The organism is Pseudomonas sp. MF6747 (genome assembly GCF_963890955.1).
GTDB lineage: Bacteria > Pseudomonadota > Gammaproteobacteria > Pseudomonadales > Pseudomonadaceae > Aquipseudomonas.
In genome coordinates this window covers 111,596-134,249 of record NZ_CAWPSZ010000006.1, presented here as the reverse complement: position 1 = coordinate 134,249, position 22,654 = coordinate 111,596, and the positions used below count along the sequence as shown (strand labels likewise).

General features: G+C 58.1%; 13 protein-coding genes and 4 pseudogenes. 8 read left to right on the top strand and 9 right to left on the bottom strand.

Annotated features, from left to right (window positions below; genetic code table 11):
• Positions 1 to 23: 23 nt before the first annotated feature.
• The 3 genes from AACW30_RS08050 to AACW30_RS08040 are packed head-to-tail and all read left to right on the top strand — an operon-like array spanning position 24 to position 2,154.
• On the top strand, positions 24 to 1,208 hold the full coding sequence (locus AACW30_RS08050) for a tetratricopeptide repeat protein (RefSeq protein ID WP_200624682.1): 1,185 nt from the start codon (positions 24 to 26) through the stop codon (positions 1,206 to 1,208).
• A 26-nt stretch (positions 1,209 to 1,234) separates the two neighbouring features.
• Positions 1,235 to 1,780 carry a tetratricopeptide repeat protein gene (locus AACW30_RS08045; RefSeq protein WP_200624681.1) on the top strand — a complete coding sequence of 182 codons (546 nt, stop codon included), beginning with the start codon at positions 1,235 to 1,237 and terminating at the stop codon, positions 1,778 to 1,780.
• Positions 1,781 to 1,782: 2 nt separating this feature from the next.
• A complete protein-coding gene (locus AACW30_RS08040; RefSeq protein WP_200624680.1) occupies positions 1,783 to 2,154 on the top strand; it encodes a hypothetical protein in 372 nt (123 codons plus the stop codon).
• Positions 2,155 to 2,176: 22 nt separating this feature from the next.
• Here AACW30_RS08040 and AACW30_RS08035 read toward each other — a convergent pair.
• Positions 2,177 to 2,287: pseudogene (locus AACW30_RS08035) on the bottom strand (DUF4113 domain-containing protein); the annotation flags it as partial.
• A 34-nt stretch (positions 2,288 to 2,321) separates the two neighbouring features.
• Here AACW30_RS08035 and AACW30_RS08030 point away from each other — a divergent pair.
• Together AACW30_RS08030 and AACW30_RS08025 are read left to right on the top strand one after the other, a co-directional pair.
• A pseudogene (locus AACW30_RS08030) lies at positions 2,322 to 2,897 on the top strand (aminotransferase class I/II-fold pyridoxal phosphate-dependent enzyme); the annotation flags it as partial.
• A gap of 929 nt (positions 2,898 to 3,826) precedes the next feature.
• Positions 3,827 to 4,077, top strand: a pseudogene (locus tag AACW30_RS08025) (transposase); the annotation flags it as partial.
• A 92-nt stretch (positions 4,078 to 4,169) separates the two neighbouring features.
• Here the strand turns inward: AACW30_RS08025 and AACW30_RS08020 are convergent.
• Genes AACW30_RS08020 through AACW30_RS08000 form a run of 5 tightly spaced genes read right to left on the bottom strand, consistent with a single transcriptional unit; the run spans position 4,170 to position 16,275 of the window.
• Positions 4,170 to 5,612: a multidrug DMT transporter permease gene (locus AACW30_RS08020; protein WP_234452639.1), complete on the bottom strand. Its 1,443-nt coding sequence runs from the start codon at positions 5,610 to 5,612 to the stop codon at positions 4,170 to 4,172.
• The gene (locus tag AACW30_RS08015; protein ID WP_200624679.1) at positions 5,612 to 10,105 is read right to left on the bottom strand and encodes an ATP-binding protein; all 4,494 of its coding nucleotides are present in this window, start codon (positions 10,103 to 10,105) and stop codon (positions 5,612 to 5,614) included. The genes AACW30_RS08020 and AACW30_RS08015 overlap by 1 nt, the downstream gene beginning before the upstream one ends.
• Positions 10,098 to 13,298, bottom strand: coding sequence for a helicase-related protein (locus AACW30_RS08010; protein ID WP_200624678.1), 3,201 nt, complete (start codon positions 13,296 to 13,298; stop codon positions 10,098 to 10,100). The genes AACW30_RS08015 and AACW30_RS08010 overlap by 8 nt, the downstream gene beginning before the upstream one ends.
• Complete coding sequence (locus AACW30_RS08005) at positions 13,295 to 15,070, bottom strand: phospholipase D family protein (RefSeq protein WP_120448541.1); 1,776 nt, start codon at positions 15,068 to 15,070, stop codon at positions 13,295 to 13,297. The genes AACW30_RS08010 and AACW30_RS08005 overlap by 4 nt, the downstream gene beginning before the upstream one ends.
• Positions 15,064 to 16,275 carry a DUF6361 family protein gene (locus AACW30_RS08000; RefSeq protein ID WP_200624677.1) on the bottom strand — a complete coding sequence of 404 codons (1,212 nt, stop codon included), beginning with the start codon at positions 16,273 to 16,275 and terminating at the stop codon, positions 15,064 to 15,066. The genes AACW30_RS08005 and AACW30_RS08000 overlap by 7 nt, the downstream gene beginning before the upstream one ends.
• A gap of 186 nt (positions 16,276 to 16,461) precedes the next feature.
• Here AACW30_RS08000 and AACW30_RS07995 point away from each other — a divergent pair, with 186 nt between their 5' ends.
• Positions 16,462 to 16,854, top strand: a complete 393-nt coding sequence (locus tag AACW30_RS07995; protein WP_200624676.1) for a hypothetical protein — start codon at positions 16,462 to 16,464, stop codon at positions 16,852 to 16,854.
• Between the two features lie 338 nt (positions 16,855 to 17,192).
• Positions 17,193 to 17,713: pseudogene (locus AACW30_RS07990) on the top strand (IS630 family transposase); the annotation flags it as partial.
• A gap of 38 nt (positions 17,714 to 17,751) precedes the next feature.
• Here AACW30_RS07990 and AACW30_RS07985 read toward each other — a convergent pair.
• Positions 17,752 to 18,528: a hypothetical protein gene (locus AACW30_RS07985; RefSeq protein ID WP_200624675.1), complete on the bottom strand. Its 777-nt coding sequence runs from the start codon at positions 18,526 to 18,528 to the stop codon at positions 17,752 to 17,754.
• A gap of 224 nt (positions 18,529 to 18,752) precedes the next feature.
• Here AACW30_RS07985 and AACW30_RS07980 point away from each other — a divergent pair.
• Positions 18,753 to 19,603, top strand: a protein-coding gene (locus AACW30_RS07980; protein WP_200624674.1) for an IS5 family transposase whose coding sequence is annotated in 2 segments (ribosomal slippage) — positions 18,753 to 19,091 and positions 19,094 to 19,603 — 849 coding nt in all. Because the reading frame shifts where the segments join, the coding sequence is not laid out codon by codon here.
• 238 nt (positions 19,604 to 19,841) lie between these two features.
• On the opposite strand, the gene AACW30_RS07975 is transcribed toward AACW30_RS07980, so the two are convergent.
• Both AACW30_RS07975 and AACW30_RS07970 read right to left on the bottom strand, forming a co-directional pair.
• Positions 19,842 to 21,560 carry a hydrogenase maturation protein gene (locus AACW30_RS07975; protein WP_200624673.1) on the bottom strand — a complete coding sequence of 573 codons (1,719 nt, stop codon included), beginning with the start codon at positions 21,558 to 21,560 and terminating at the stop codon, positions 19,842 to 19,844.
• A gap of 161 nt (positions 21,561 to 21,721) precedes the next feature.
• Entirely contained in the window at positions 21,722 to 22,633 is a 912-nt protein-coding gene (locus tag AACW30_RS07970) for a LysR family transcriptional regulator (RefSeq protein WP_200624672.1), read from the bottom strand.
• Between the last annotated feature and the right edge of the window lie 21 nt (positions 22,634 to 22,654).

Here is a 22,654-nt window from a genome sequence, read left to right as displayed (position 1 = left end):
ATGCTCCAGGGAAAAATTGATTGATGAGCACAGACAGCGCACTCGCCGAGCAACAACGCTTGGTACGTCTATTGACGTTTCTGGGACATGACCCAGGCAACCTGACCTTGCTCATCGATGCCATGGGCCTGACCATCGCGTTGGGCGACCAGGTTTCGGGGCGAAAGTTGATCGAGCATGTGAACAACTACCGTATCGAAGACCCGAGAGTCTTCGCCCATGGCGCCCACCTATTACTCCAGGCAGGCGACTATTCGGCAGCAGGCGCCTTTGGAGATAAGGCCATAACGGCGGGAATAAGCGATCCCGCAGTGATGTACAACACCGCGCTCGCTCACTTCTATAGCGCTGATTTCGAAGCTGCGAGCACCCTACTGACGCATCTGACCCAGCACGACGATTGCCCCGCCGCAACGCTGCTGACGCACGCTCGTGCCTTGCACCAACTGGAGCAGACTGAAGAAGCAGAAGCCCTGGTTATTCGTGCTCAACAGCTCGAACCCGACAACCTCGACATTCGCGGCCTGCTGGCACTTTTACGCTATGAAAACGACAACCTTCCTCAGGCGTTGAGCACGGCGCATGACACCCTGGCCATTGACCCGGACCAGAGGGATGCACTGATTGCATGCGCTTCGGTTCAGTTTGAACAGCACAACGTAGCTGCCGCCCGCGAAGCGTGGCATCACACCCTCAAGGTCTATCCGGACTGCGGTCGAGCGTGGTCGGGACTGGGCCTGTTAGAGTTCAGCGAACTCGAATTCGAATTGGCAGAAAATCATCTGAAGACGGCCGTCCAATGGATGCCCAACCATATCGGGACCTGGCATCTGTTGGCCTGGATTTACATCTTGCGCAAAGACAGCGCTCAAGCACGTGCTGCGCTGTATAAATCCTACGCGTTGGACCGCAGTTTTGGAGATACCCATGGTGGGTTGGCGGTTATCGATATCATGGAGGGGCATTCAGACCTGGCTCGCAAGGGTATCCGTCGAGCGCTCATGCTCAAGCCAGACAGCTTGGCCGCTCATTACGCACAAGCACTACTACTGCAACAGGCCGGTCGAGCCGAGGAAGCTCAGCGCCTGATCAGCGGGCTTTTGGAGAACAATCGTCCGGGCACCAACATCACCGGGCGCATGCTGGTCAATCAATGGCTACAGCTTCACCAGCAAGGTACCGCGCCTCCCATCCCTGGCCAACATTGAAGTCATAGCCCCAGGAGACCCACACTATGCTGGATGCAACTGAATACCTGCACTTGGCAATTCACGCCAGCCAGGACGGTAATCACCACGCCGCCCTGAACTATCTCAATACCGCATTGGAACAACAGCCGGACAATGCGGCCGTTCGCTACTTCCTGGCAGCCGAACACGCCGAACTTGGATTAATGGATCGTGCCCATGCAGGTATGACCCAAGCATTAGAGCTGGATCCGCGCATGGATATCGCTCGCTTCCAACTGGGCCTCTTGAACCTGCAACTGCAAAAAGTCGAAGAGGCTCGCGCTGCGTTCGACCAACTGCAGAGCCATGCACAAGACCCTGGCCTCAAATGGTTTGCCACCGCCTACCTGGACTTGCTCAATGAACAGCCTGAGGGCGCCATTGATAAGCTGTCACGTGGCCTGGCCGAATGCGTGAATCCTGCCTTGAAGGCCGACATGACTCGCGTGCTGGCCAGTCTGACGAATACAGCCGTTCCCGCAAAAGACGATACCATCACCAAGCCCAGCGTATTTCTTGGCGCCTACCGTGACAATCTCGAGACTCCGTAACAATGAGCAAGATCGATCCCACTCGCCTCTCCCACGTCCTGGCTGCTTTGGCCAAACCCAAAGAGCGAGTGACATCGAGCGCAAGCAACCCAGCGTCTCCCAGCAAAAACCAAAAGTCCGGCAAAAACATGGAGACGCTGCGCACCCGCCTGCACAGCCGCCTGAATAGTTTGAATCAACACGCAGAAGGCTTTCGTGACGCTGCGCCTGTCGTCACAGTTCAGGAGATTCTTTGCTGGGAGTTTGGGGATGGGATTCTTGAGCATGGCGAATTCAAGCACATTGCGCAGAAGGTAACAGAGACAATGATGGGTGACCCAAAAGTGGAAAAAGCGATTCATGCCATTGTTGATCAGGCCCTATCTGAAAAATAAGACCGTTTTTTGAAGTGACCGACTACTCGCAAGACACCGTCCACAGTTCATTCAGTCTGGTCGTATAGCTTTGACTCATCATCTCCCGTCGCATGCCCCAGTCCAGGTTCAGTGGGACAGCCCAGCGTCCCCAGCCCTTACAGCACCAGGCTTCCCAGCAGCAATGGGCGCCGTCCAACCCGACCTGCGCGGTGTACAGCCAGGAAGAACTGCACGCCCTGGCCGAGATGTTGTTGGCTCACCCTCACGTGCTGATTCTGACCGATGACATCTACGAGCATCTGATTTTTGATGATCAAGCGTTCCATACCCTGCCCCAGGTTGAACCACGACTGGCACCGCGCACCCTGACCACGAACTGGGTGTCCAAGGCCTATGCCATGACCGGCTGGCGAATCGGTTTCGCCACAGGGCCGCGCTGGTTGCTGGACGCCATGGAAAAACTGCAAGGTCAGCAAACCTCTGGCGCCATCGCTGCGTCGCAACAGGCCGCGCTCGCGGCACTTGAAGGTCCCAAGGGTTTCATCCGTGAAAGCCGGGTAGCATTCCAGAGTCGTCGCGATTTGATGGTGGCGCTGCTGAACGACACCCCAGGCCTTGAATGAGTCAGTCCAGCCGGGGCGTTCTACGCGTTTGCGTCCTGTGCCGGATTGATCGGGCGTACCTCAGCGGGTGGCCGGGTACTGCACACCGACGAAGATGTCGCGCATGCACTGCTCGAAGAAGCGGATTTGGCCGTAGTGCAGTTGCACTTGCCTGATGACTGATCAGCGATTCAGGACACAGACATGACTGGCCAGGAATAACGTAGGACAGACGCTCCCTCTAGCCCCCAACGCTGCCAGCCGAAGCACGAGGTTTTAGGCCCGACTGGACTATCGAGATCCACGACCACCACGATGCTCAACTTTGCCCCGCACTTTTAACGCCGATTGCGTATCTAGACGCCTGGCATTGGGCCTCAACTTCCGATGGGCACGTGGATTGACCCCTCTGGCGACCAGCGCCGTTGCAACATCGCGCAGAGCATGAGTATTTGGCGATGCCAATTTCAGGACAGGCGCTGAAAGACATCCCGGACAACTCCGATTAAGGATATCGACTCATCGAACCACCAAGGATTTGCCGGATTCGAATTGGTCATCGAGTATACAGGGGAGCATTGAATACCAGCCACGACCATCCAGATCCGCGTCAGAAATCGCCATTCACGATCGCTCGCGCACCCGGTGTAAATGGGGGCAAAATTGGGGGCAAAATTAGTTTTTTTTGGGCTGTAAACACCGTCCTAGAGCCAAGTCAAAATGTTTTTTGGCGACCCTGAGAGTCTTTAGGGGCTTCGCGCATGCTTGATTAGTTGATCATTTCTGCCTTTTTCTAGCCTCGAATAGCCATTTGCTTCCAGTTAATTGCTAAATTTGGGGCATATTTGAGGGCATGCTTTGGATGGTTTGAAAAGGATGCCCCCAACCGAAAATGCTCAGCGCTTTCGGTAATCTGCCGACCACGCTGTTCATCTTGGGTGCCAAAACTGTCTTCGCGGTGATTTTTCGCTTTCCAGAGTGCTCCCGAGAGTAAGACCGCCGCTTAAGCTCACCACCTTCGAAAACCAAGCTGCTCCAACAGACGTGGCGCGGAGGATTATCGGCACTGACCAACGGCCAGAGGTTACCGCGCCATGAAACGCAAGCCGAAACGCGGCCTCCTACGGCTATTCGACAAACCAAGTACTGGGAGCGGGATGTCATCGAGCGTCTATTTGGCTGGCTGAAAGAGCACCGCCGGCTGGCCACGCGTTACTGCAAGCTCACAATAAGTTATCTCACCATGGTCACGTTGGCCTGCTGCCGGATCTCTCTTCGTACAGTGCTTAGAAAAAAGCTACAACAGTATCGATGCCGCTCGTTCGCTTGGACTGGTTGAGTCAACCTTGCGCTGGGTGGTCACCCAGCTCAAGGGCGTCACGTTCCGGTACAAGCGCCGCCCTACCCCGTCAGCGTGGAAGCGACAGTTGATTAGACAAAGAAGACCCCGCCCTTCAAGACCTCATCGAACGCTTCCTGCGTGCTGTTCCGCTGAAGTATCCGAACTTGCCAGAGATAGAATGACCGAACCACTTGGCCTTCAGAGACAGGCACTTCGCGGTAGGCCGTTCCGCGCGACACTAAGGCTGCACCACAGGCCCCACTCAGCTGCGTCGGCCGCACCGGCCCCCAGCCCGAGTTCCAATGGGAATAATCCGCCACCACTTGTTCACCCTCTAGGACCTCAAGCATACCGCCTTCTTGGCGCACCTCGATTTGATCAGTATGCACGACAGTAGGCACAAATAATCTAGATGGATAGAGGTGCAGCTGCAGGTATCCCATGCGATCAAAGTCAACCCGTCCCGCCAAAGGCAAAGACGCCGACGGGTCGTCCAAAAGCTCATCGATAGGCATTCTACGCAGCCATATCTTTCCGTCGAGTGGCTTCGTAGGAGCGCTCGACAGCGTAGGCATGTCGTGCCAGTAGGTGTCGAGATGTACTGCCAAGTCCTGATCCGCCACCTCACTGTCACCGACCTGCAACCAACGCACCAGCGATACCTCAACACAACGCCCCATCGTCATCTCTACGGGAGAGCTGAGCGCAACTAACTCATCACCGGGCCGCTCGGCTGCAACGCGGTCGACGACACCTCGCAGGATTTCCTCAATCACCTTTGAGCCCCCGCTGAAGTCCCCCCGAATCAGCCCCCATGCCGGACGTGACGGACTCAGCGCAGCCAGCGCTGGATGAACGGGCAGTGCTTTAAGCGCGTAATGGCGAACGACGCCGGCCGGCAGCCCCCACAACTGTTCTGCTACCACCAAGGTACGCAGATAGGCAGAAATCCCACGAAGGGCGGCACGACTCGAGTACGGCCCCACGAATCCTTCGCCCAGCGACCGCGCAAAGTGCCAGAAGTCCCCCTGTATGGGCGACTCAGGATAAGCCGTCTGGTTCTGAGTCCATTCGAACGCCATCTGGCGGATTAGCGGGAGCGAGGTCCGATTCTCTAGCCGGCTCAGATTCGTTCGTAAGTTCCTGGCCAGTTGCAGCCCCTGCATGCCATCGAAGTCAGCAGGGATCTCGAAGTCTGGCGGCGCCACTTTAAGGTCGACATCGAGCGCCTGCGCCTCAAAACCGAGGGCCTGTAAGAACAGGTTGGACAGCAGGGACGGTTTGGGTGTGCGCTTCAACAAGTCCAGATTGGCAACGTATCCCTCCACCGCCGCAGCAATCCAGAAAATGCAAAGCGCCTCGACGACTTCCGCCTCAAGCTTGCACGAGTTCAGCAATCTCAGGAGCGCAGCCTCGGTTTCTGACGCTGTGGCAGGGGCGCCCAGTCGTTTTGCCAACTCCTGCATTGTCCACCATCGGCCTGCAGGTATTGGCCATCCGAGACGAGCAATGAGAATTCGAAGATCGTCCATCACTCCTCCTGAAGGTCTGCTGTCGCCAGTTCGACTCCCCAGCACGGTATAGTCAGGGGTAGCGTTCGAGTATCTTCGAGCACGCAATCGACCATCACCTGCGCAAATGCGACCGCTTCATCAATGCGCTTTTGCTTCGCATAGAAATAGACCATGGCTTCGCCCGGAGCCAATCTGGGCCGCTCCGGCTCACCGAACATGGAATAGGTCGTTTCACTTACGAATTCGTCGCACCGCTTCGGGTAATGCTTCGCCACAAGGTCCAACCGTGCCAGCGTCTTCTCTTCGCCCTCCATGAAGTTCATCCACCCGCCACTGTTGATCTGTGCCTCCACGAGATACTTCCAAGCCGCCCTCAGACCACTCATTTTGCGTCTGGTGTGGAAGGCGTGACCGGACATATGAAGTAAACCACGGCCCAGCCCCCGGGCCGACAACAACGGAACATCGAGCGCCTCTAGAAGCCGCTTCCCTTGACCGTTACCCTCCCAATACCGATACCAGTCCTGTAGCACCGCTTCGTCGTCGTAGCCACGACCCGAGAGACGATCCAGCAAAGCCTCCAGTTGTTCGGGTTCGAAGGCTGAGACGTCACCATCAAAAGGTTTTCGATCGGTGTTAGAACGAGGATGTTCCTCGCGATCCAGCACACCGATATCCCATCCTCCGTGAGCGATGAGTTCCTGCAGTCGCTCAGCGGCACCCGGAATACCCTCCTTGGAAAGGCGCTGCAGCACGTTGCCAACATTCGGATGCAGCCCTGTGCGCATCAGCGCGTCAAGCTGCCAGCCAGACTTCACTCCCTGCTCAATGTAGGCACTCAGACTATTCTCAGCCGCAGTCCACTGCCCCGCGCTCAGATGCTCCTCATACTTGGTCACTAATGCGGCAGGAGCCAGCTTGGCCAGCAACACGTCTGCCTCGGCCAACACATGTCGGGTACCACTGCCGTCCGTGTAGTCGAGCACCGAGTGGACTTGAGAAGCCACCTGCGCCAGCAGTTGGCGTGCAGCCTCTGGCGCGTGGTCGACCAGGAAGCCTATCGCATCAAGAGTCTTGCTCAACGTCGGGTCTTTGCGATGCGAAAAGCCAGTTGCCAGCTCCCAGGTCTGTCGACATAGTTTACGCGCGGGGTCCTCCAAACCATGCGCAACGGCGATTCCACACAGTTGCAGCGGCGTCTGCAAATGCACGCTGGTCTCCTGACGAACTTCCGCATCAAAAAGCTCGTGTTGGGATCTCACAAAGGTTGCGGCGGCCTCATGAGACATCTGCGTCAAACGTCCAGAGGCATACTGCTCACGGAAGGACACGGCATCGAACCATTTGAAGGTCCGTGAGGCGGACAACGTAGCTTCGGTCAGATCAGCTTCGACGTCATGGCCTAACAGGATGCTGCCGAGTCGGACATCACAGGCCACGCGATGCAGCGCTGCCCGAAAATCATCAGCCGACGATTGCCAGTCGTAGCTTTGTCGAAAATGTCGGTACTCGAGCGGCTCCAGTAACTCATAGAGGTCGTGGAAATCCACAAACTCTCCTCGCCACCAGCGATTCGCAACCTGTGTCGCGACGCCCGAGAGGGCATTCAGGAAGTCTGTAATGTTTTCTCGGTCCGCATAGATTGGTGCGCGTACAATGCTGAATTCAGTTTGCGCCTCTGCGGCCATGCAAAAACTCAAATGCACGGTACTGAAAAACCAGTGGTGTACCAACCTCGCCACCCCCACCCTCCGTTTACGGTAGTCCAGCTCCAGCCAATCAATCGGGATATCCGCGCTCAAGGGCGTCACAGACCGTGTGCAGCCAGCCCTGATAGCAGCAACAAAGGGTGTCGTCGAGAGCTCATTGAAGTCGGGACGCTCGACAATGCTGACATTGACTTGAGCCGCAGCTCGGAGGCAGGCATCGCTGACCACATGCTTGCGCCAGCCGTCACCCATCGACGCTGCGAGTGACATCAATTCGTCCAGTTGCCCCTCTGCGGCCATCAACCGTACGCACGGCAACCACCATTCCGGATGAGCCCGTGTTGCAAGCTGCGTGAGCCACTCCGGGGTGGTCCCTACTGCACCCAACTGCGCAAACGCAGCAGCCAGGAATCTGAAAGCATCCAAACCGCTCCCCGTCGCATACTGGCTCGAGAACCGACTCGCACCTCGGAAGCGTCGCAGCGTTTCTTCACCACACATCTCAGCCACGGTATGGTCGCCGCGCGATTGCAGCGCAAGTCCCAACGCCGCTACAAGTTCTATTTCCGCCTCGTGCCTGGAAGCAACGTTTTCTTGGATCACTCCATCGTCCGGCGCCAGCGTCCACGTATAGGAAGCCAGTCGAGCCATGTCCTCGTCCGGCATCTGGTATTTGCTGCCCTCAATCATGCGGTCCTTCAAGTGCTGAAGGCGATAGGCCTGCGCGAACTCAGCCCGGTCAAGCGCTGCAGTTACGGCGTCGGTGATCAATGTGTCGAATAGCGACTGCGGATAACCCTCTTCCAGGCGCTGTAGCACCCAGTCACGGGTCAAACCGGCGATAAGATTGCCTGGATCACCGAGCTGCGCCTGGATCGTCCAGAGCCAGTTCACCCTCAACGCGTCGGGCGCCAAAGTCTCTAGCCAATGCGCAACCTGCGGCCTCAGTTCAGCGATACGATCGGAGTATCCATCGGTCGAGCGCACGTATACGGCCAGACTCTCGTGAAAGACCTTCAGCCCAGCGGCCGACGAATGAAGCAGATGTGCCACCTTCTCGATTTCCGGCGCAGCCAGCCCCATCGCGGTAGCGATCTCAGCGAATGCGGTTCGCGGCCAGAAGAACGGAAAGGTGCATACCAATCGCAGGGCATCCTTCGAGCTAGGAGAAAGACGCTCCCACAGTGATCCGTAATAGAACTTCGCTTCTTGGCTCAGATCACCAGTGAGTTGTTCGACGTCCCATCGCGTAACCTTGCCACCAGCAAGCACCAGTGCAGAGGTTGCGTAAATGACATGCAGCGGATGCCCATTGGTCCTGGCGCGGAGCGCGGCAGCAGCACTTTGCAACTCCTGCTCGATAGCTGCCTCATGTATTGCGGAAGCTCTAGACGTTTCAGCCTTACTCTCCTCACCATGAGGTTCCGGTTCCTCAAGCTCTACGGGCTCAAGACGCGTGCTCAACCGACCGGTCTGCACTGCCTGTTGCAGGTATGAAAGGACGGCGTCGCCGGACATGGGCGGGAGCATCTTCCAATTTGCCCTGGGCGCCGCTACCAAAAGGTCGGCAGGCAATTGAGTGTCGTCCACTGGCTGTGTACCGACCAGCAGCACCAAGTTCTCAGGGCAAGGCACCAACTGAGAAAACAAGTCCTCAAGCGGTTGTTTGTCTGCAGCATGGATGCGCCATACGTGGTCAAGACCGTCCAAGATCAGCACGAACGGTTTGTCGAGCGACTTGTAGTGGGATGCAGCGGCTTCCAATAATGCTCGTAGGCTGCCTGAGGTAGAAGGAACGTTCGGATGAAATCGTTTGATCTGCGACCGGATGGACTCCTCGACAACGTAGCTGTGTACGCGATCCCGACCACGCTCCGTCGTGGACAAAAAGTAGTGGTGGCGTACAGTAGGAATATCTTTTTCGGCAAACGTGTCGCACAGAGCGCTGAGGTAGGTGCTCTTGCCACGGCCTGGCGGCCCAGTCAAGACAATCGCCTTACCGGCCGAGCGCATGGCTTCCTCGACGAATTCGCGATGGAAGACTGCATCGGGCACCTCATACCCTTTGGGGACTGCAAAATCCTCGGGCAGCGGTGCAGGCGGCGTCGCTTGAAGGATCGCGCGAAGCTCTGGCAACGTAATCCAGCCGGACGGCGGCGGAGAGTCCTTCTGAGTAGCCCAGTTCAACGCAAGGGTTTTGAGTATGGCGATGCCCTCCGGCGTGCCATGCGCGCGTAACCTTGCGTCAATCTCGTGCTCAAGGGTTTCGTAACCCTTATCGCTGTGCGTGATCTGCAACTGGTCGAGAAACTTCTTGCAGTCGTTCTCGTCGCCAAGCTCGGCGATAAGCGCCGCGCGCCTCGGACCAGCAACTTTGGAAAAATCAATCTTGCCGTTCGATAGGCAGACTTCGATCTCGGCATCTGGTCGGCGATTGGTCAGCAGAGAGATCTCGCCGATCCGCGCGGGATCCAGCGACCTGTATGCGTCGTACCATTTTTTCAACATCGACCGGGACCGCTCTGTCTTACCAGACTTTTCAAGCAACCAATCCCAGGACAGCGGATGTGCATCAGGGTTTGGCGTGAACTTTACCTGCTTGAGATCCTGCAGACCGTCTGAACGCTCCACCACGATGTCATCCAGCCCCATCGGTGCATCCGCCTCGACGTCACATTCGAACTTGACCTTTGCGTAGCGACTTGGCGCATCTAGCCAGTCGCACAACACCCTCAACCCCTGCCTATTCTGATAGATGTAGCCGGCAGCGGTGATCGCCGTGTTCTTAATATTCTCAGTCATCGTTTACGGTCCTTTGCACCGCGATTAAATGTCGGCCCACATCCGTGCGGTACAAAACCGGCGCCAATCGGATCATCAACTGACGTTTCAGATAGGCAAGCGCATCGCTGTCGAGGTTCAGGCTTTTCAAATGTTCGAGCAACTCGCTTTGCCCAGGTTGGCCGAAGGCCAAGCGATAGAGAGACAGCACCTTCTGCATATTCGGATAACGCCGTGCCTCCTCGCTGAAGGCTAGGCTTGGGATCAGGCGACGAATCTTCGCGTCGCCCTGCGGATAGTGCCAGTACGGCACCAGGTCGGTGCCCCAGGCCGGGCTCTCGGCAGACTTGAACAGGTGCTCCCAACTGGTCGAAGGCTTCTCCGGCCCAGCCACTGCCTGTACCACACGCCGCCTGACCACCAGCGACTGGTAGCGATTGACCCGCCCTTCGCGTTGTTCCAAGTCGATGGGGTTGCTGGGCAGGTTCCAATGCACCACCTCACTGCAGTACCAGTGAAAGTCCAGTCCCTCCTGGCCGATGGAGGTTGATGCCAGGACGAAGGGGCGAAACGGCGAATTGAAGCTTTCCCGGATGCTAACGATGCGAACTTGGCCAGCATCGTCCGTGGACTTCTGCGCGCCCAGCGGCACCGCGTAATGGCAGCGCAGGTGGGTGTCGTCCTGGTCGCGGTCGAGCCTCCATACCTTCACGCTCGAAGGCGAAGTGCGCAGCACGCTTTCCAGGGTCGACACGACGCCCTCGAGCGAGCGGTTGGGGGCCAGCAGATAGAGGTATTCCTCCAGCATCGCCTGGATACCGCCCTCGGCGCAGTAGCGGACAATGCCGCGCCAGGGGTGCTCGGCGTCCAGCCGCTTGGCGATCGCGCTGCCGGCCACCCCGTTGAACAGGCTGACGAACCCCAGTGCCACCCGGCTGACAGGCCCATGCAGGCAGTCCTGCTCCGGATAGTGCTGCTTGAGGGCGCGGTGCGCACAGACCGCCGGCGACCCCAGCGCCAGCTTGGCAAGGTGTTCCGCCAAGTCGGCCGGCATGGCGCCCAGCTCGTCCAGTTTGCCGATGCGATCGGCAATTTCACCCGCGCGTTGCTGCACGCCCCCGGGCACCAGATTCGACAGGACTTTGAACCAATCGCTCGTCCAGCTCCCATGAACCTCGTCCAGCAACATCGGCGCGAACAGATACCAATAATGGCTGTTGTGCCCTCCCCTATACCTGCGCTTGAATGGCGCCAGCTGCTGCTTGAAGTGCCCGGTCAGTTCGGCGATTCGCTGCCGCAGGGTGGCTGGTGAACGCTGGACTGGGATGTCAATCAGACAGCGCGCGGGGTAGATCAATGACCAGTTGGCCAGGTCGCCACTGTCGAGTTTGATCACGGCGCGACGCTGCTGCGCATGGGTGTCTTGCGCGTCCTGACTCAAGCCCGCGCGGCGCCTACTGAAGTACTCGGTCTTGTCACCGATGTGCTGCTGCACGCGCCGCTCCGCCTCGTAGCTGACCAGGCCGCTGACCATCCGCGGCACCATAGCCCAGGAGGAGAACAACAGGGTTTTGCTGAACTGTTCATGGCCGGCGAAAAACCCATCGAGCGGATAGTGCGGCCAGCTGGGCGGCAGCCACAGCAACATTTCCGGGCCGGCTTTGCGCCCCTGTGCAAACAGGTGGTTGGTCAGCCAGCGAACCTGAGGGTTGGGTGCTTCGCGGGCAACGTCGAGAATGAACTTGTGCACCCTCTCACGGGGCAGCCAAAGCTGCTTGCTGGCGTTAATGCGCTTGAGCGTCTGAGGCGAGCGCTGGTAATGGCGTTGCAACAGGTACTGAATGTTGTAACCGGTGCTGAACGACAACGGCCAGGCCGCCGACTTGAAAAAGCTCATGAGCTGGCTAGCCAGCTGCCGCGCGTTGTCGTTTTCCAGCAGCACGGCGAGTTGGTCGAGTTCGACGTAGGCGCGGATATCGTCAGCCCGCAGTTCTGGCCCTGGCCGCAAGGGTTTGGCATCGATCAGGCCATCGACATCCTGCGCTATCTGGCCGCGCTCCGTGCGGCAGATCAGCGGGCGCAACAAGCCTTCAACTGCCCGCCTGGGCGCGTCATCCAGGGTCCTGGCATTGACGCTATCGCTTCCCAGACGCAGCAGCTCGGCCTGCAATGCCTTGCGCGCCGGCTCGTAGTCCTGCAGTGGCGACAGGCTCAGAAACGCCAGAATCTGCTTGAGTTTGCCCAAGTGGCTGTCATCGTTCTCGTCGTCCGCCACCGTGCTCATGGCCTTGAACGGCGTGGCCGAGAGCAGTAGCACCTTGCAGTCGCGCTCGCGGCTAAAGATCTCTCGGGCGATCAGCGAGTGCTCATTGTCCTCGGCCTGGTTCAGCAGGCTTTCAAAGCGCTGGAACTCGTCAAGGATGAATAGGTCGGCACGCAACTGCGTGGCGCAGCATTGTGCGAACAGCACCCGCAGCGCGCGCATCATCTCGCGCCTGCTGGCACGGTGGCGTTCGGCACGCAGGTCGGCGACGCTGCGCAGTTGCTCCAGCAGTGTCGGCCCCTGGTCTGGCTGTGCACGGTCGATCTGCGCAAGGAAGCGGGTCACGATCGGCTCGAACAAACCTTGTCGCTCGATCTGGCGCAGCTCCTCCTCCCATCCCCCGGCATCCTTCACCCGGTCCTGAAACAGCACCGTTAAACTTCGCCGCGAGCCTTTCAACTGCGGGTGGCACAGCAGCGCCGCCAGGATGATGCCCCGTTCACGACGATTGCCAGTGCCCATCGTCAGCGCAAACGACGTGGCGGGGGTGAGCGTGCAGATTTCCAGCACCGCGCCCTCCTGCTCGGGCTGACGAAGGGCGACGTGCGCCAAGCGTTCATAGGAAGGCTGGCGAACCCAGTTGCTGCCGCTGGGGAACACGGCCAGCTTGGTCAGGTTCTCGGCGGCCAGGCTCAGGTTGGAACAGATATAGGTGACGCGCATGGGCTCGCGCTTGCGCCAGTCGCGCAACATCGACACGATCAGACCCTTGGCGACGATTGTCTTGCCAAGCCCCACCTCATCGGCGACCAGCACTCGCCCGCCATGCTGCGGATCATTGAATTGCGCACTGATGCGCTCGACGGTTGCGCGCTGAAAATCCTTGAGCTTGCACCAGGTGCGCTGCAGGGCCAGCTCGATGCTTTCGCGGTCCGATACACACCCGGTCATGCTTTGCTCCTCGAAAACGCTTGGTACTGTGCCCACAAACTGTGGAGTTCTGGGGGAATCAGATTCTCGGTTTCGGCCAGTTTCGTCAGGATATCGTCGATGCGTTGCAGCTTTTGCGGTTGGCGAGCCGCACATCGCAGTAGCGCTTCATGCAGGGGGCCGTTGAGCATCTGGCCGATGAGCGTGTCGGCATCGCCGTCGTTGCCTCCCCCATCCCTCGCGCGGGTGTCGACCCGGTGGACATGGGTGGGGCTCAGCAGCATGTGAAGGTAGGCCAACAGCTTGTGCGGGCTGTCGATCAGGGTGGTGGTGATGTGCTGCTCCCGGGTGTCATCGCCTTCGATCTCCAGGCGCAGCTTGATCACCAGTTCACTCGCCACCTCGGCCCCCGCGCCTACCCGCAATATCAGGAAGGCGCTGAGCTGGGCGAGACCCACCCCCTCCCACACCAGGCGCGGGGCCAATACCTGAGGCTGCCCACTGACCAGCGGCTGCGCCTCGATCACCCATTTGTGATCGGGCACCAGTACTTCTGGCTGGCACTCGATGACGCAGGTGTAGGTGCCACTGGCATCGGCCACTGCGCGCATGCACCAGTCGGCCTGGATCAACCGGTACAACAGCCTGCGCAGACATTCTTCGGTTGGCTGCTCGGGCTGCAACGACAATGCACCAAAGCGGTGGGGCAGGAAGATTCCATTGGGCTCCTGCTCGCTGCCCACTAGCTCGGCACGCAGTTGCTGCGCCGACTGCCGGGCATTGCCGCTCGATAGGCGCAACATGAACTCGGTATTGCGCGGCTGCGCACCGCTGCCACCCAGTGCCGCCTTGGTGGCATTGGCCGACCCCACATGCCAGTGGCTGATCGGCCCCTCCTGCAGCAGCACCATCTTCGCGTGCAGATCCTGCGGGCGGGCGTGGCTGAGCTCATCCTCGCCGTCGATCAACCGGGGGTTGAGCGCGAAGCACTCCCAGCCTTGTAGCCTTTCCTGGCCCAGGTGCTCGAGCTCTTGCGCGCGGCTGAACAGCCAACGGCGGGCGCGGCCCTGCTTGAGCTGGTCAAGGGCATCGGGGTGAAGAAACGGAGACATGACCATCACGGTGTCAGCGTTCGGGCACGACAGCAGCGGCGACTGCCCGGGTTTCTCGGGCAAGGTGCTCAAGGCACTGAAGCCATCTGGCCTGTCCCAGATGACCCGCGGCAGTTCCTTGGCCAGCAACGCCAGCTCGCTGCGAAAGTCCTCGGTGCCAGGCATCAATGACTTGAGCAGCGCCACCAACCCTTGGTTGTCGTCACTGCGGGTACCGGCCAGCTCGCCTTCCAGGGCGATCGCAAGGTCCCAGCTGCGGTCGAAGGTCAGGTTGCGCGACATCACCAGCAATCGGTAGCGCACCTTTTTGGCCTGATCGGTGAAGCGCAGCAGCCACAGCTTGGGGTGGAACGCACTGAAGACTTGCGTCGGCACCTGAGGCACCAACAAGGGTTCGAGCAGCGAGAAAAGCAAGTTGAACTGGCGCGGCGCCTTGATGCAGCCTTGCTGGAAGAACACTTTGACCTTGCCCTTGAGCTGGCTGATCGCCTCGAGCAGCGCCAGCTTGTCGGCCTTCAGGTCGCCTTCAGGCGTGCAATTGAAGGACAGCGCCAATGGAAGGCACAGCAAAGTTTCAAGATCCAGCGAGTAGGTCGTCGCCACCGCGTGGCTCAAGGTAAAACCTTCAGGCGCGGTGAGCTTGTCGCCGTAGTCGATACGGTTGGAATGCGGATTCAGCATGCCAAGCCCTCCTGTACATCCCGCAGCACGTTGCGCACCTGTGCCCAGCGGTAGTCCAGCCGCGACATGCCATGCCATTCGAAGTCTTCGGGCAGGCGCCTGTTGAGGATGCTGCGCTGGTTCTTGTGGGCCCTGGCCTGCTCTTCGATCAACCTGTCCAGCTTGTCCCCCTGAGCATTACCAGCGAGCCCCCGAGCCCAGTTTTCGAGAAATGCCCTGGTATGGCCGGGTAGCGAAACCTGGGTATGCGCCAGCCATCGACCGACCTCCTGCGGCTGGGCATGGGCCTGCGAACGCCAGGCGTCCCAGTATTCGCTGTAGATATCCACCAGAGCCCGGTGCTCGACGCCGTGACGCACCAGCAACATGTTCAAACGCAGATGAGCACCGTAAATCAGCTCACTGAACGCCTGCGCCATGGCGACGGTGTCGCGGGTCTGAGGAGACAACCGCCCTTGATCGCTAACCCAGGCTGACAGCGCCGGGAACCCGGACTTGCCCTTGACCAGTGCCTGCTCACGCAAACCGGATCGTTCAAGTTGAGTGACGAGGTTGTTTCCAGGCCCGGCCTTGAGTTTTTCGCTCAAGAAGCGCGCCTCAGAATCGTTCAGTTCGATGCTGACATCCTCAAGCCAGGCCGGATCATGGCGATCCAGATGGACGAGCATCGACGGGCTGTGCGCGTCGCTGTCATCCCCCGCCTCTTCCTGCAGGAAGCTCCAGGGCTCGTCTCCCGAGCTAATGGCCTGCGCGAACTGGCGCAGCGACCCTTGGGTATCGATCAGATTCCAGGTGCGCAAGCCAACCCAATAAATGGACGACGGCTGTCGGGAAACCCGTTCACCTTTTTGCAGAGAGAACCCAGAGATGCCGGTCTGGCCAGAATCACGGTGCTTCTGCCTGAGCAACTCCGAAAGATGCGCTTCCTGTTCTTCCAAGTAGTGGGCAAGTGGCTGCTTGCGCTGGCGCTTGCAACTGAGCTCCAAGTAATCGCGGATGATCCGCGGCACGGTGATGAAATACTTGGCCCGGGTCTGGAGGGTGGAAAACCCCGGAAACATCAGGTCGGCGAATGCATCGCGCAAGCCTCCGATGCCCAATTCGTCCAGCGTGCCAGGCTGCGCCAGCTGGCTGAGCGCATGCTTGACCCGCTCACGATCTTCGTTGGAAAAGTCCACCCATCCGAGTTGGCTACGGTTTGACACCCTGTCTCGCTCCTTGTCCTCTTCTCGCAGGTGCTACAGAATATAGCCTTTAGCTATCATCTGCTAAGCTCGTTCGCTTTGACGGACAAAAAAGTCTGCAAATGGTCAAGACCGTCCAATAACCTGCATCGTTTGACGACGAGACATAAACTTTAGACAAAATATAGAAGTCGGAATGGCAAAACCATGACAGACGGAACCCCCAAAAAAATAGACTACCACTACTCACTGATAGCAAATATTATCAACCGAGATAGTCGCGCAAAAATAAAAGACATAAAAGATTATAGAGTACTCATTAACAAAACATTGCAACCCCTAAACGAAAAATACACGAATCGCTACAAAGCCGAAGAAAATGATGACGCTGAAACGATAGCTCTTCTAAACAACATCACGCGAAGAATCCACTACAGCAGACATAACGAAATTCTGATAAAGACTTTAGTCCTGAGCATTTTCAGCGTCTTCGAATCGATATTCGTTGCCGCAAGCACATTCATTATTGCGATAAACGAACAAACTGAAGACTTTAAAAAAGAAATTAACACAAATAGATATCGCTTCAAAAAAACATAACACGCCACAAGCTATATCTAAAAAAATTCGGCATCGAGCTGAATCAGAAGCATTGGCAGGCACTCGAGATGCTCAGCAACCTAAGAAACATGATTGCACATGCTGACTGCCAAATAACAGACGAATACAAAAGTACAGCTAAAAATCTTGCAAACTCATCCCCATATATACATAGCAACAAATACTGGCTAGATATTGACCCTGACTATATAGATGAAATAATCCCAATAGTGGAGTCGACGCTATTCCTCCTCCAAGATCAGATTATCAAACTACCACCATTACGTGCCAACATTAAATGAGTGCCTCCTATATTGGCGGGCACTCGGCTACCATCTAATCGCACACAGCCGGGCTTACACCTTTCTCCAGGTAACCCTGCAACCCGCACACATGATTACAAACGGCGCGGGACAACCTCTCTGTTTGCTGCCCTGGATGTGGCTACCGGTGAGGTGATCGGCCGACTCAAACGCCAAATCACAGCATTGAGTTCCTCGCCTTTCCGAGAGAGATCGATGTGTCAGTTCCTGCCGATATGCCGATTCGTCTGATCATGGACAATTATGCGACTCACAAGACTGACAAGGTCAGGGCGTGACTTGCGGCGCGACCTCGCTACAACATCCACTTCACGCCCACCTCAGCATCCTGGCTGATTGTGGTTGAGCCATTTTTCTCAACGCTGAGCGAGAAGTGGATCAAGCGGCAGGCACATATCAGCGCTAAGGATCTGGAGGCGTCGATCGAGCACTACCTGGAAACCTACAACCTGAACCCGAAGCCATTTCGGTAGCACAAGAAGGCCGAGGACATCCTTGCCTCAGTCGCTCGCGCGGCGCGAGCGCTGGGCAAATGATTTTCAGCGGTATTTCTGAAAGACCACATTAGAAGTCCTCAGTCATCCTTCTGAGTCAGGTCGGTGATTGGCATCTCAGGCCCGTCACGTAGCCCAACCACACCGAGATAGAGGCAAATAGGGACAGTCTTACGGTAAGCCGGGCCTTGCACGTCAAAAGCAAGCCAAGCCGCAGATAACGCCCACATCCAAGGGCCTAGAGCATTAAGCCACGGATTGCGTTTTACCATCTCTTGGACGAGAGCCTTAGCCGCTTCACGACCGATAATCTGAGCAATGATGCTGATAATGATGACTTCAATAATTCCCAAAGCGACCTTAGGGCCGAGAATCTGGAAAATAATTGGAAGGATAGCGACCTTACCATTACTTTTCAGATGCTCCATCACCTTTTCGCGGTCAATATCTTCGACACCCATCTCCTTAAATGCTTTGGCAAGTTCTTCAGGCGACTTACTCAGAAGCTCTTTTTCAACGACCGCTGTGACGAGTTTCTCCAGTCGTGACTCAACTGAGCCGCCCAGTTTAATCTTGACTTTAGATTTGGCGCACACATCAGCAATCAGCTCGTTCGCTGAAACACCGCCATCGCTATTGAAAAGCGATCGTGCAAAATAGGCCAGATCCGATGAGCCAAAATAGCGAATTTGTTTATCCAGCAGCTCGATCAATTCTTCTTTCGCGGCAGTACTATCCTGAACTTGGAGGAGCAATTCTTTGCGTCGCGAATCATTAGTCAGAGACACATAGTTATCCAGAACACGAGAGACGTAATTAAAGTCTTCTGATTTGCACTTTCGCAGTATCGCTTTCATCGACCATTCATCCAATAAGCCAAAGGGCCAGCCAGTCTAAATTATCGGCTGTCAGCAGCTAATCTTTAGTCCGAAGCAATTGCGAACTCAAGGTCACGTTACGAGACTTCCGCTCGGGGTACCGCCGGTGCTAGGCTCTGTATGAAAACCATTGAAATTCCACCAACGCCCCAGCCCGCCTGAGTTTCCGTAGAGTTCTGGCTTTTCCAGCGCGGAACTCTGCCATGCCCAAACAGCGATACGAAATCTCCGACTGGGAGCTGGTCGCGGACCTCTTCAATACGCCGCGCCGCACAGGACGCCCACGAGCCGATGACCGGTTGATGCTTAACGGCGTGCTCTGGGTGCTTTGCTCCGGCGCGACCTGGCGAGACATGCCTGAGCGTTGTGGCCCATGGTCCACTGTTTACCAGCGATTTCAGGATTGGCGAAATCAGGGCACGTTCAACAAGATGCTCAAGAGAATGCACGTCAAACTCAATGAGCAAGGGCTGATCGATCTGGATAATTGGTGCATTTACTCGATGGCAGTCAAAGCGACCCGGGCCTCTTCTGGAGCAGGCCAAAAAGGGGGGCGGAAGAATCAGCGGACCACGCGCTTGGTCGAAGTCGGGCAGGGCTAACGACGAAAATTCATATGGCCTGTGACGCCCGAGGTGTGCCTCTGCACTTCACTCTGTCCGGTGGGCAAGCCAGCGACATCTCACATGCTCAACCGCTCCTCGATGGCGTCCAGATTTCTACCGGCTGGGGCAGACCTCGCAAGCGGTGCCGCAAATTGGTAGCTGACAAGGGTTACGATGCTGAGTCGCTCAGGAAGTACTGCGATCGCTATCGCATGCAGCCGGTCATCCGTTACCGAGTCATGAAGCGCAAGCCGAAGCCCGGCCTACCGCGGCTATTCGACAAACCCAAATACCGTGAGCGCAACGTCATCGAGCGTCTATTTGGCTGGCTGAAAGAGCATCGCCGGCTGGCCACGCGTTACTGCACGCTCGCAACAAGTTATACAGCCATGGTCACATTGGCCTGCTGCCGGCGGTATTTACGACATCTCATTTCGTACAGTGCCTAGGCGACCAATCATCCAGGCATCCCCCGTGCAAGCCGAGTCTGACGTACATTGAAAGCCATCGACGACCACCCTGCTCCGCCTCAGAAATCGCCAATCTCGATCGCCCGCATATCCCGCGCTAGTGGGGGCAAAACTGGGGGCACATTTGAATTTTCTGCGCCTGAAAACACCGTGCTAGAGCCAAGTCAAAATGTTTTTTGGCGATCCCGACAGCCTCTGACCACCACCTGCAACCCCCTCACTCAACCAACGCCACCTTGCGCGCCACAGCCCATGGCGCCATCAGGCGTTGCGGGGTCTGGCACGTCTTGCGTTTGAACACGAAGTTGCGGCACTTCTCGGCGAACTGTTGGCGGTTGTGCACCATGTCTTGCTGCATGTGTGCCAGTTCGTGTTCGCGACAGCGTTCAACCTGATCCAGGTCCATCGTTGCCTTGCGTGCGCGCGCCAGCACGTAGTGCTCATCGTCGAGCGCGCGGGTGGCCTGTTGCATAAGCCATAGGCCAAATGCCTGTGGGCACCGTGGGCCGATGGCCTGAACCATGCCGTAGTGCTGGGCCTGGTGGGCACTGATCGGCAGGCATTCTTGCGTGAGCCGGTGCGCCACTTCTCTGCCGACGGCACGTGGCAGGCTGTAGGTCCAGTATTCGGAGCCATACAACCCCATGGTTTTGTAATGCGGGTTGAGCACCACGCCCTCACGGGCAAAAACGATGTCGGCCGCCAGCGCCAGCATGACGCCGCCGGCTCCGGCACTGCCGGTCAGGCCGCTGATCACCAGTTGCCGGGCCGTGAGCAACTCCTTGCACACATCGTCGATGGCCTGGATGTTGGCCCAGGCTTCCAGCCCAGGCACCGCGGCGGCTTGGATCACATTGAGGTGCACGCCGTTGGAAAAGCTGCCACGCCCGCCCTTGATCAACAACACGTGGGTGTCCCGCGCCTTGGCCCAACGCAGTGCAGCCACCAGACGCTGGCATTGCTCGGTACTCATGGCGCCGTTGTAGAACTCAAACGTCAGTTCGCCGACAGGCCCTGACTCTCGGTAGCGGATCGGTTGATAGGCCTGTTCATTCCACGTGTGGCTGGCGAGGGTGCTGTCCAGCACGGGAATACCTGCGAGTTTCTCGGCCAGCACGTGGCGGGCCGGCAACTTGAAGGTCTCCTCACCGGGCTGGGCTTTGCGCTTGAGCGAGCCGATCCACAGGCTGTGATCGCCGGCCGCCACCAGCACCGCGTCGTCCTGTACCGCAAGAATGTCTCCCGGAATGCCGTGGCGTGAGTCCAGGTGCGCGTCGTACACGTAATACTGCTCGCCCCTGATGCTCGCCAGCACACCGGGCTGGCCATCGGCGGCGTCAATGCTGCGTTTGATGAAGCGTGCGCAATCGAACCAACTGAAGCTGCGGTCGGCCTGGGTCATGTTTGGCTGCAATCGCCCGATGACATCGGGCTGCGTGTCATCAAGCGGCGTCGGGACGAAGCCCCGGGCGAATTTTGCCACCACGTCGCGGATGCAATCGATGGCTGCGTCACTCACCCGCCCGTTGTACAGCTCGGATTTGCGCACATCAGCCGGCATATCGAATTCACGGGTCGACCAGATCGGCCCGGCGTCCATTTCCTCCACCGCCTGCAGGGCGGTCACGCCCCAGCGGTCGACCTGCCGGGTGATGGCCCAGTCCAGCGCGCTGGCGCCCCGGTCGCCGACGATTCCCGGATGGATGATCGCGACCGGGCGTTCCGGGTTGCTCCACAGCTGCTGTGGCACACGGTCCTTCAGAAACGGGCAAATCACCACATCGGCGCCTGACGCCTCGACCTGCTCGCACACCGTGGCGGCATCGGTGAACAGCACCACGCTGGGCGCGTGACCTGCCTGGCGCAAGTCCAGCCAGGCGCGTTGGGTCAACCCGTTGAACGCCGACGATAACAACAGGATCTTCAATGACCGCATAGCTGACTCTTCCTTGAGATACGCGACCCGAGGCACTCATTGAGCCCTCCCTGGCCTTTGATGGAAGCATAAGGTTAGAGGCGCTGCCAGGCGGGGCACCTGATCAGGATCAATCTTGTGTCAGCCAATCGCGCATTCGTGGCCAGCCGCAAAGCCACTGATTATTCGAGTGAACTCAAACCGGCAATCAGCGCCTCCAGCACCACGCGAACCTTGGGCTGGTCTTGCCGGCTTTTGACCCAGGCCAGGTTGACCTCAAACCCCGGCGTCGCCAGTTGCGGCAGTACCTCGACCAACGCGCCGTCCTGCAACTGTTGCTTGACCAGCCAGGATGGCAACTCGACGATACCGCAGCCCGCCAACGCGGCCATCACCAGCCCTTCGCCATTGCCTACCACCAGTTGCGGCGTGAGTGGCCTGTGCAGTGTCGTGCCCTCCTCGCCGGTGTAGCGCCAAGGGCTGATGCGTCCATCCACCCAGCCATAGGCAATGCACTGGTGCTGCTCCAGGTCGCGGTCGGACAACGGCGTGCCATGGCGAGCCAGGTATGCCGGCGATGCACAAAACACATGCCACTCGCGTGTCAGCAGCCGGTGCTCCACCGTGTGCGGCCAGGCGTGGCCGTCACCAATGCGCAGTGCAATGTCCACGCCCTCCTTGAACGGGTCGATATGGCCGTCAGAAAAGGAAATATGCGGCACCACCAACGGGTGCGCCTGCAGCCACGGCAGAAGAATCGGGAGTACCTGCACGCGCCCGTATGGGCCTGGCAAGTCGATGCGCACGCGCCCGCGAGGCTCGGTGTTTTCGGCTTGCAGCGACAGCTCGGCGTCTTCCAGATCGGCGAGCACCCCCGTACAGGTACGCAGAAACGCGGCACCGGCATCGGTCAACGCCAACGTGCGCGTCGTGCGTTGGAACAGTCGCGCGCCCAGGCGCTTTTCCAGCCTGGCGATGCCTTTACTCACGGCAGACGCCGTCAGGTTCATTTTCTCGGCGGCCGCCGTGAAGCTGCCGTACTGCGCGACGCAGACGAACACATCGATACCCTTCAAGCGCTCGGAGGAAAACATACGCGGCCCTTATTCATGAAT

What these genes read in the sequence shown, in the direction of transcription:
- AACW30_RS08050 (WP_200624682.1), top strand. Translation starts at nt 24, where the DNA reads ATGAGCACAGACAGCGCACTCGCCGAGCAACAACGCTTGGTACGTCTA.
- AACW30_RS08045 (WP_200624681.1), top strand. Translation starts at nt 1,235, where the DNA reads ATGCTGGATGCAACTGAATACCTGCACTTGGCAATTCACGCCAGCCAG.
- AACW30_RS08040 (WP_200624680.1), top strand. Translation starts at nt 1,783, where the DNA reads ATGAGCAAGATCGATCCCACTCGCCTCTCCCACGTCCTGGCTGCTTTG.
- AACW30_RS08020 (WP_234452639.1), bottom strand. Translation starts at nt 5,612, where the DNA reads ATGGACGATCTTCGAATTCTCATTGCTCGTCTCGGATGGCCAATACCT.
- AACW30_RS08015 (WP_200624679.1), bottom strand. Translation starts at nt 10,105, where the DNA reads ATGACTGAGAATATTAAGAACACGGCGATCACCGCTGCCGGCTACATC.
- AACW30_RS08010 (WP_200624678.1), bottom strand. Translation starts at nt 13,298, where the DNA reads ATGACCGGGTGTGTATCGGACCGCGAAAGCATCGAGCTGGCCCTGCAG.
- AACW30_RS08005 (WP_120448541.1), bottom strand. Translation starts at nt 15,070, where the DNA reads ATGCTGAATCCGCATTCCAACCGTATCGACTACGGCGACAAGCTCACC.
- AACW30_RS07995 (WP_200624676.1), top strand. Translation starts at nt 16,462, where the DNA reads ATGACAGACGGAACCCCCAAAAAAATAGACTACCACTACTCACTGATA.
- AACW30_RS07985 (WP_200624675.1), bottom strand. Translation starts at nt 18,528, where the DNA reads ATGAAAGCGATACTGCGAAAGTGCAAATCAGAAGACTTTAATTACGTC.
- AACW30_RS07975 (WP_200624673.1), bottom strand. Translation starts at nt 21,560, where the DNA reads ATGCGGTCATTGAAGATCCTGTTGTTATCGTCGGCGTTCAACGGGTTG.
- AACW30_RS07970 (WP_200624672.1), bottom strand. Translation starts at nt 22,633, where the DNA reads ATGTTTTCCTCCGAGCGCTTGAAGGGTATCGATGTGTTCGTCTGCGTC.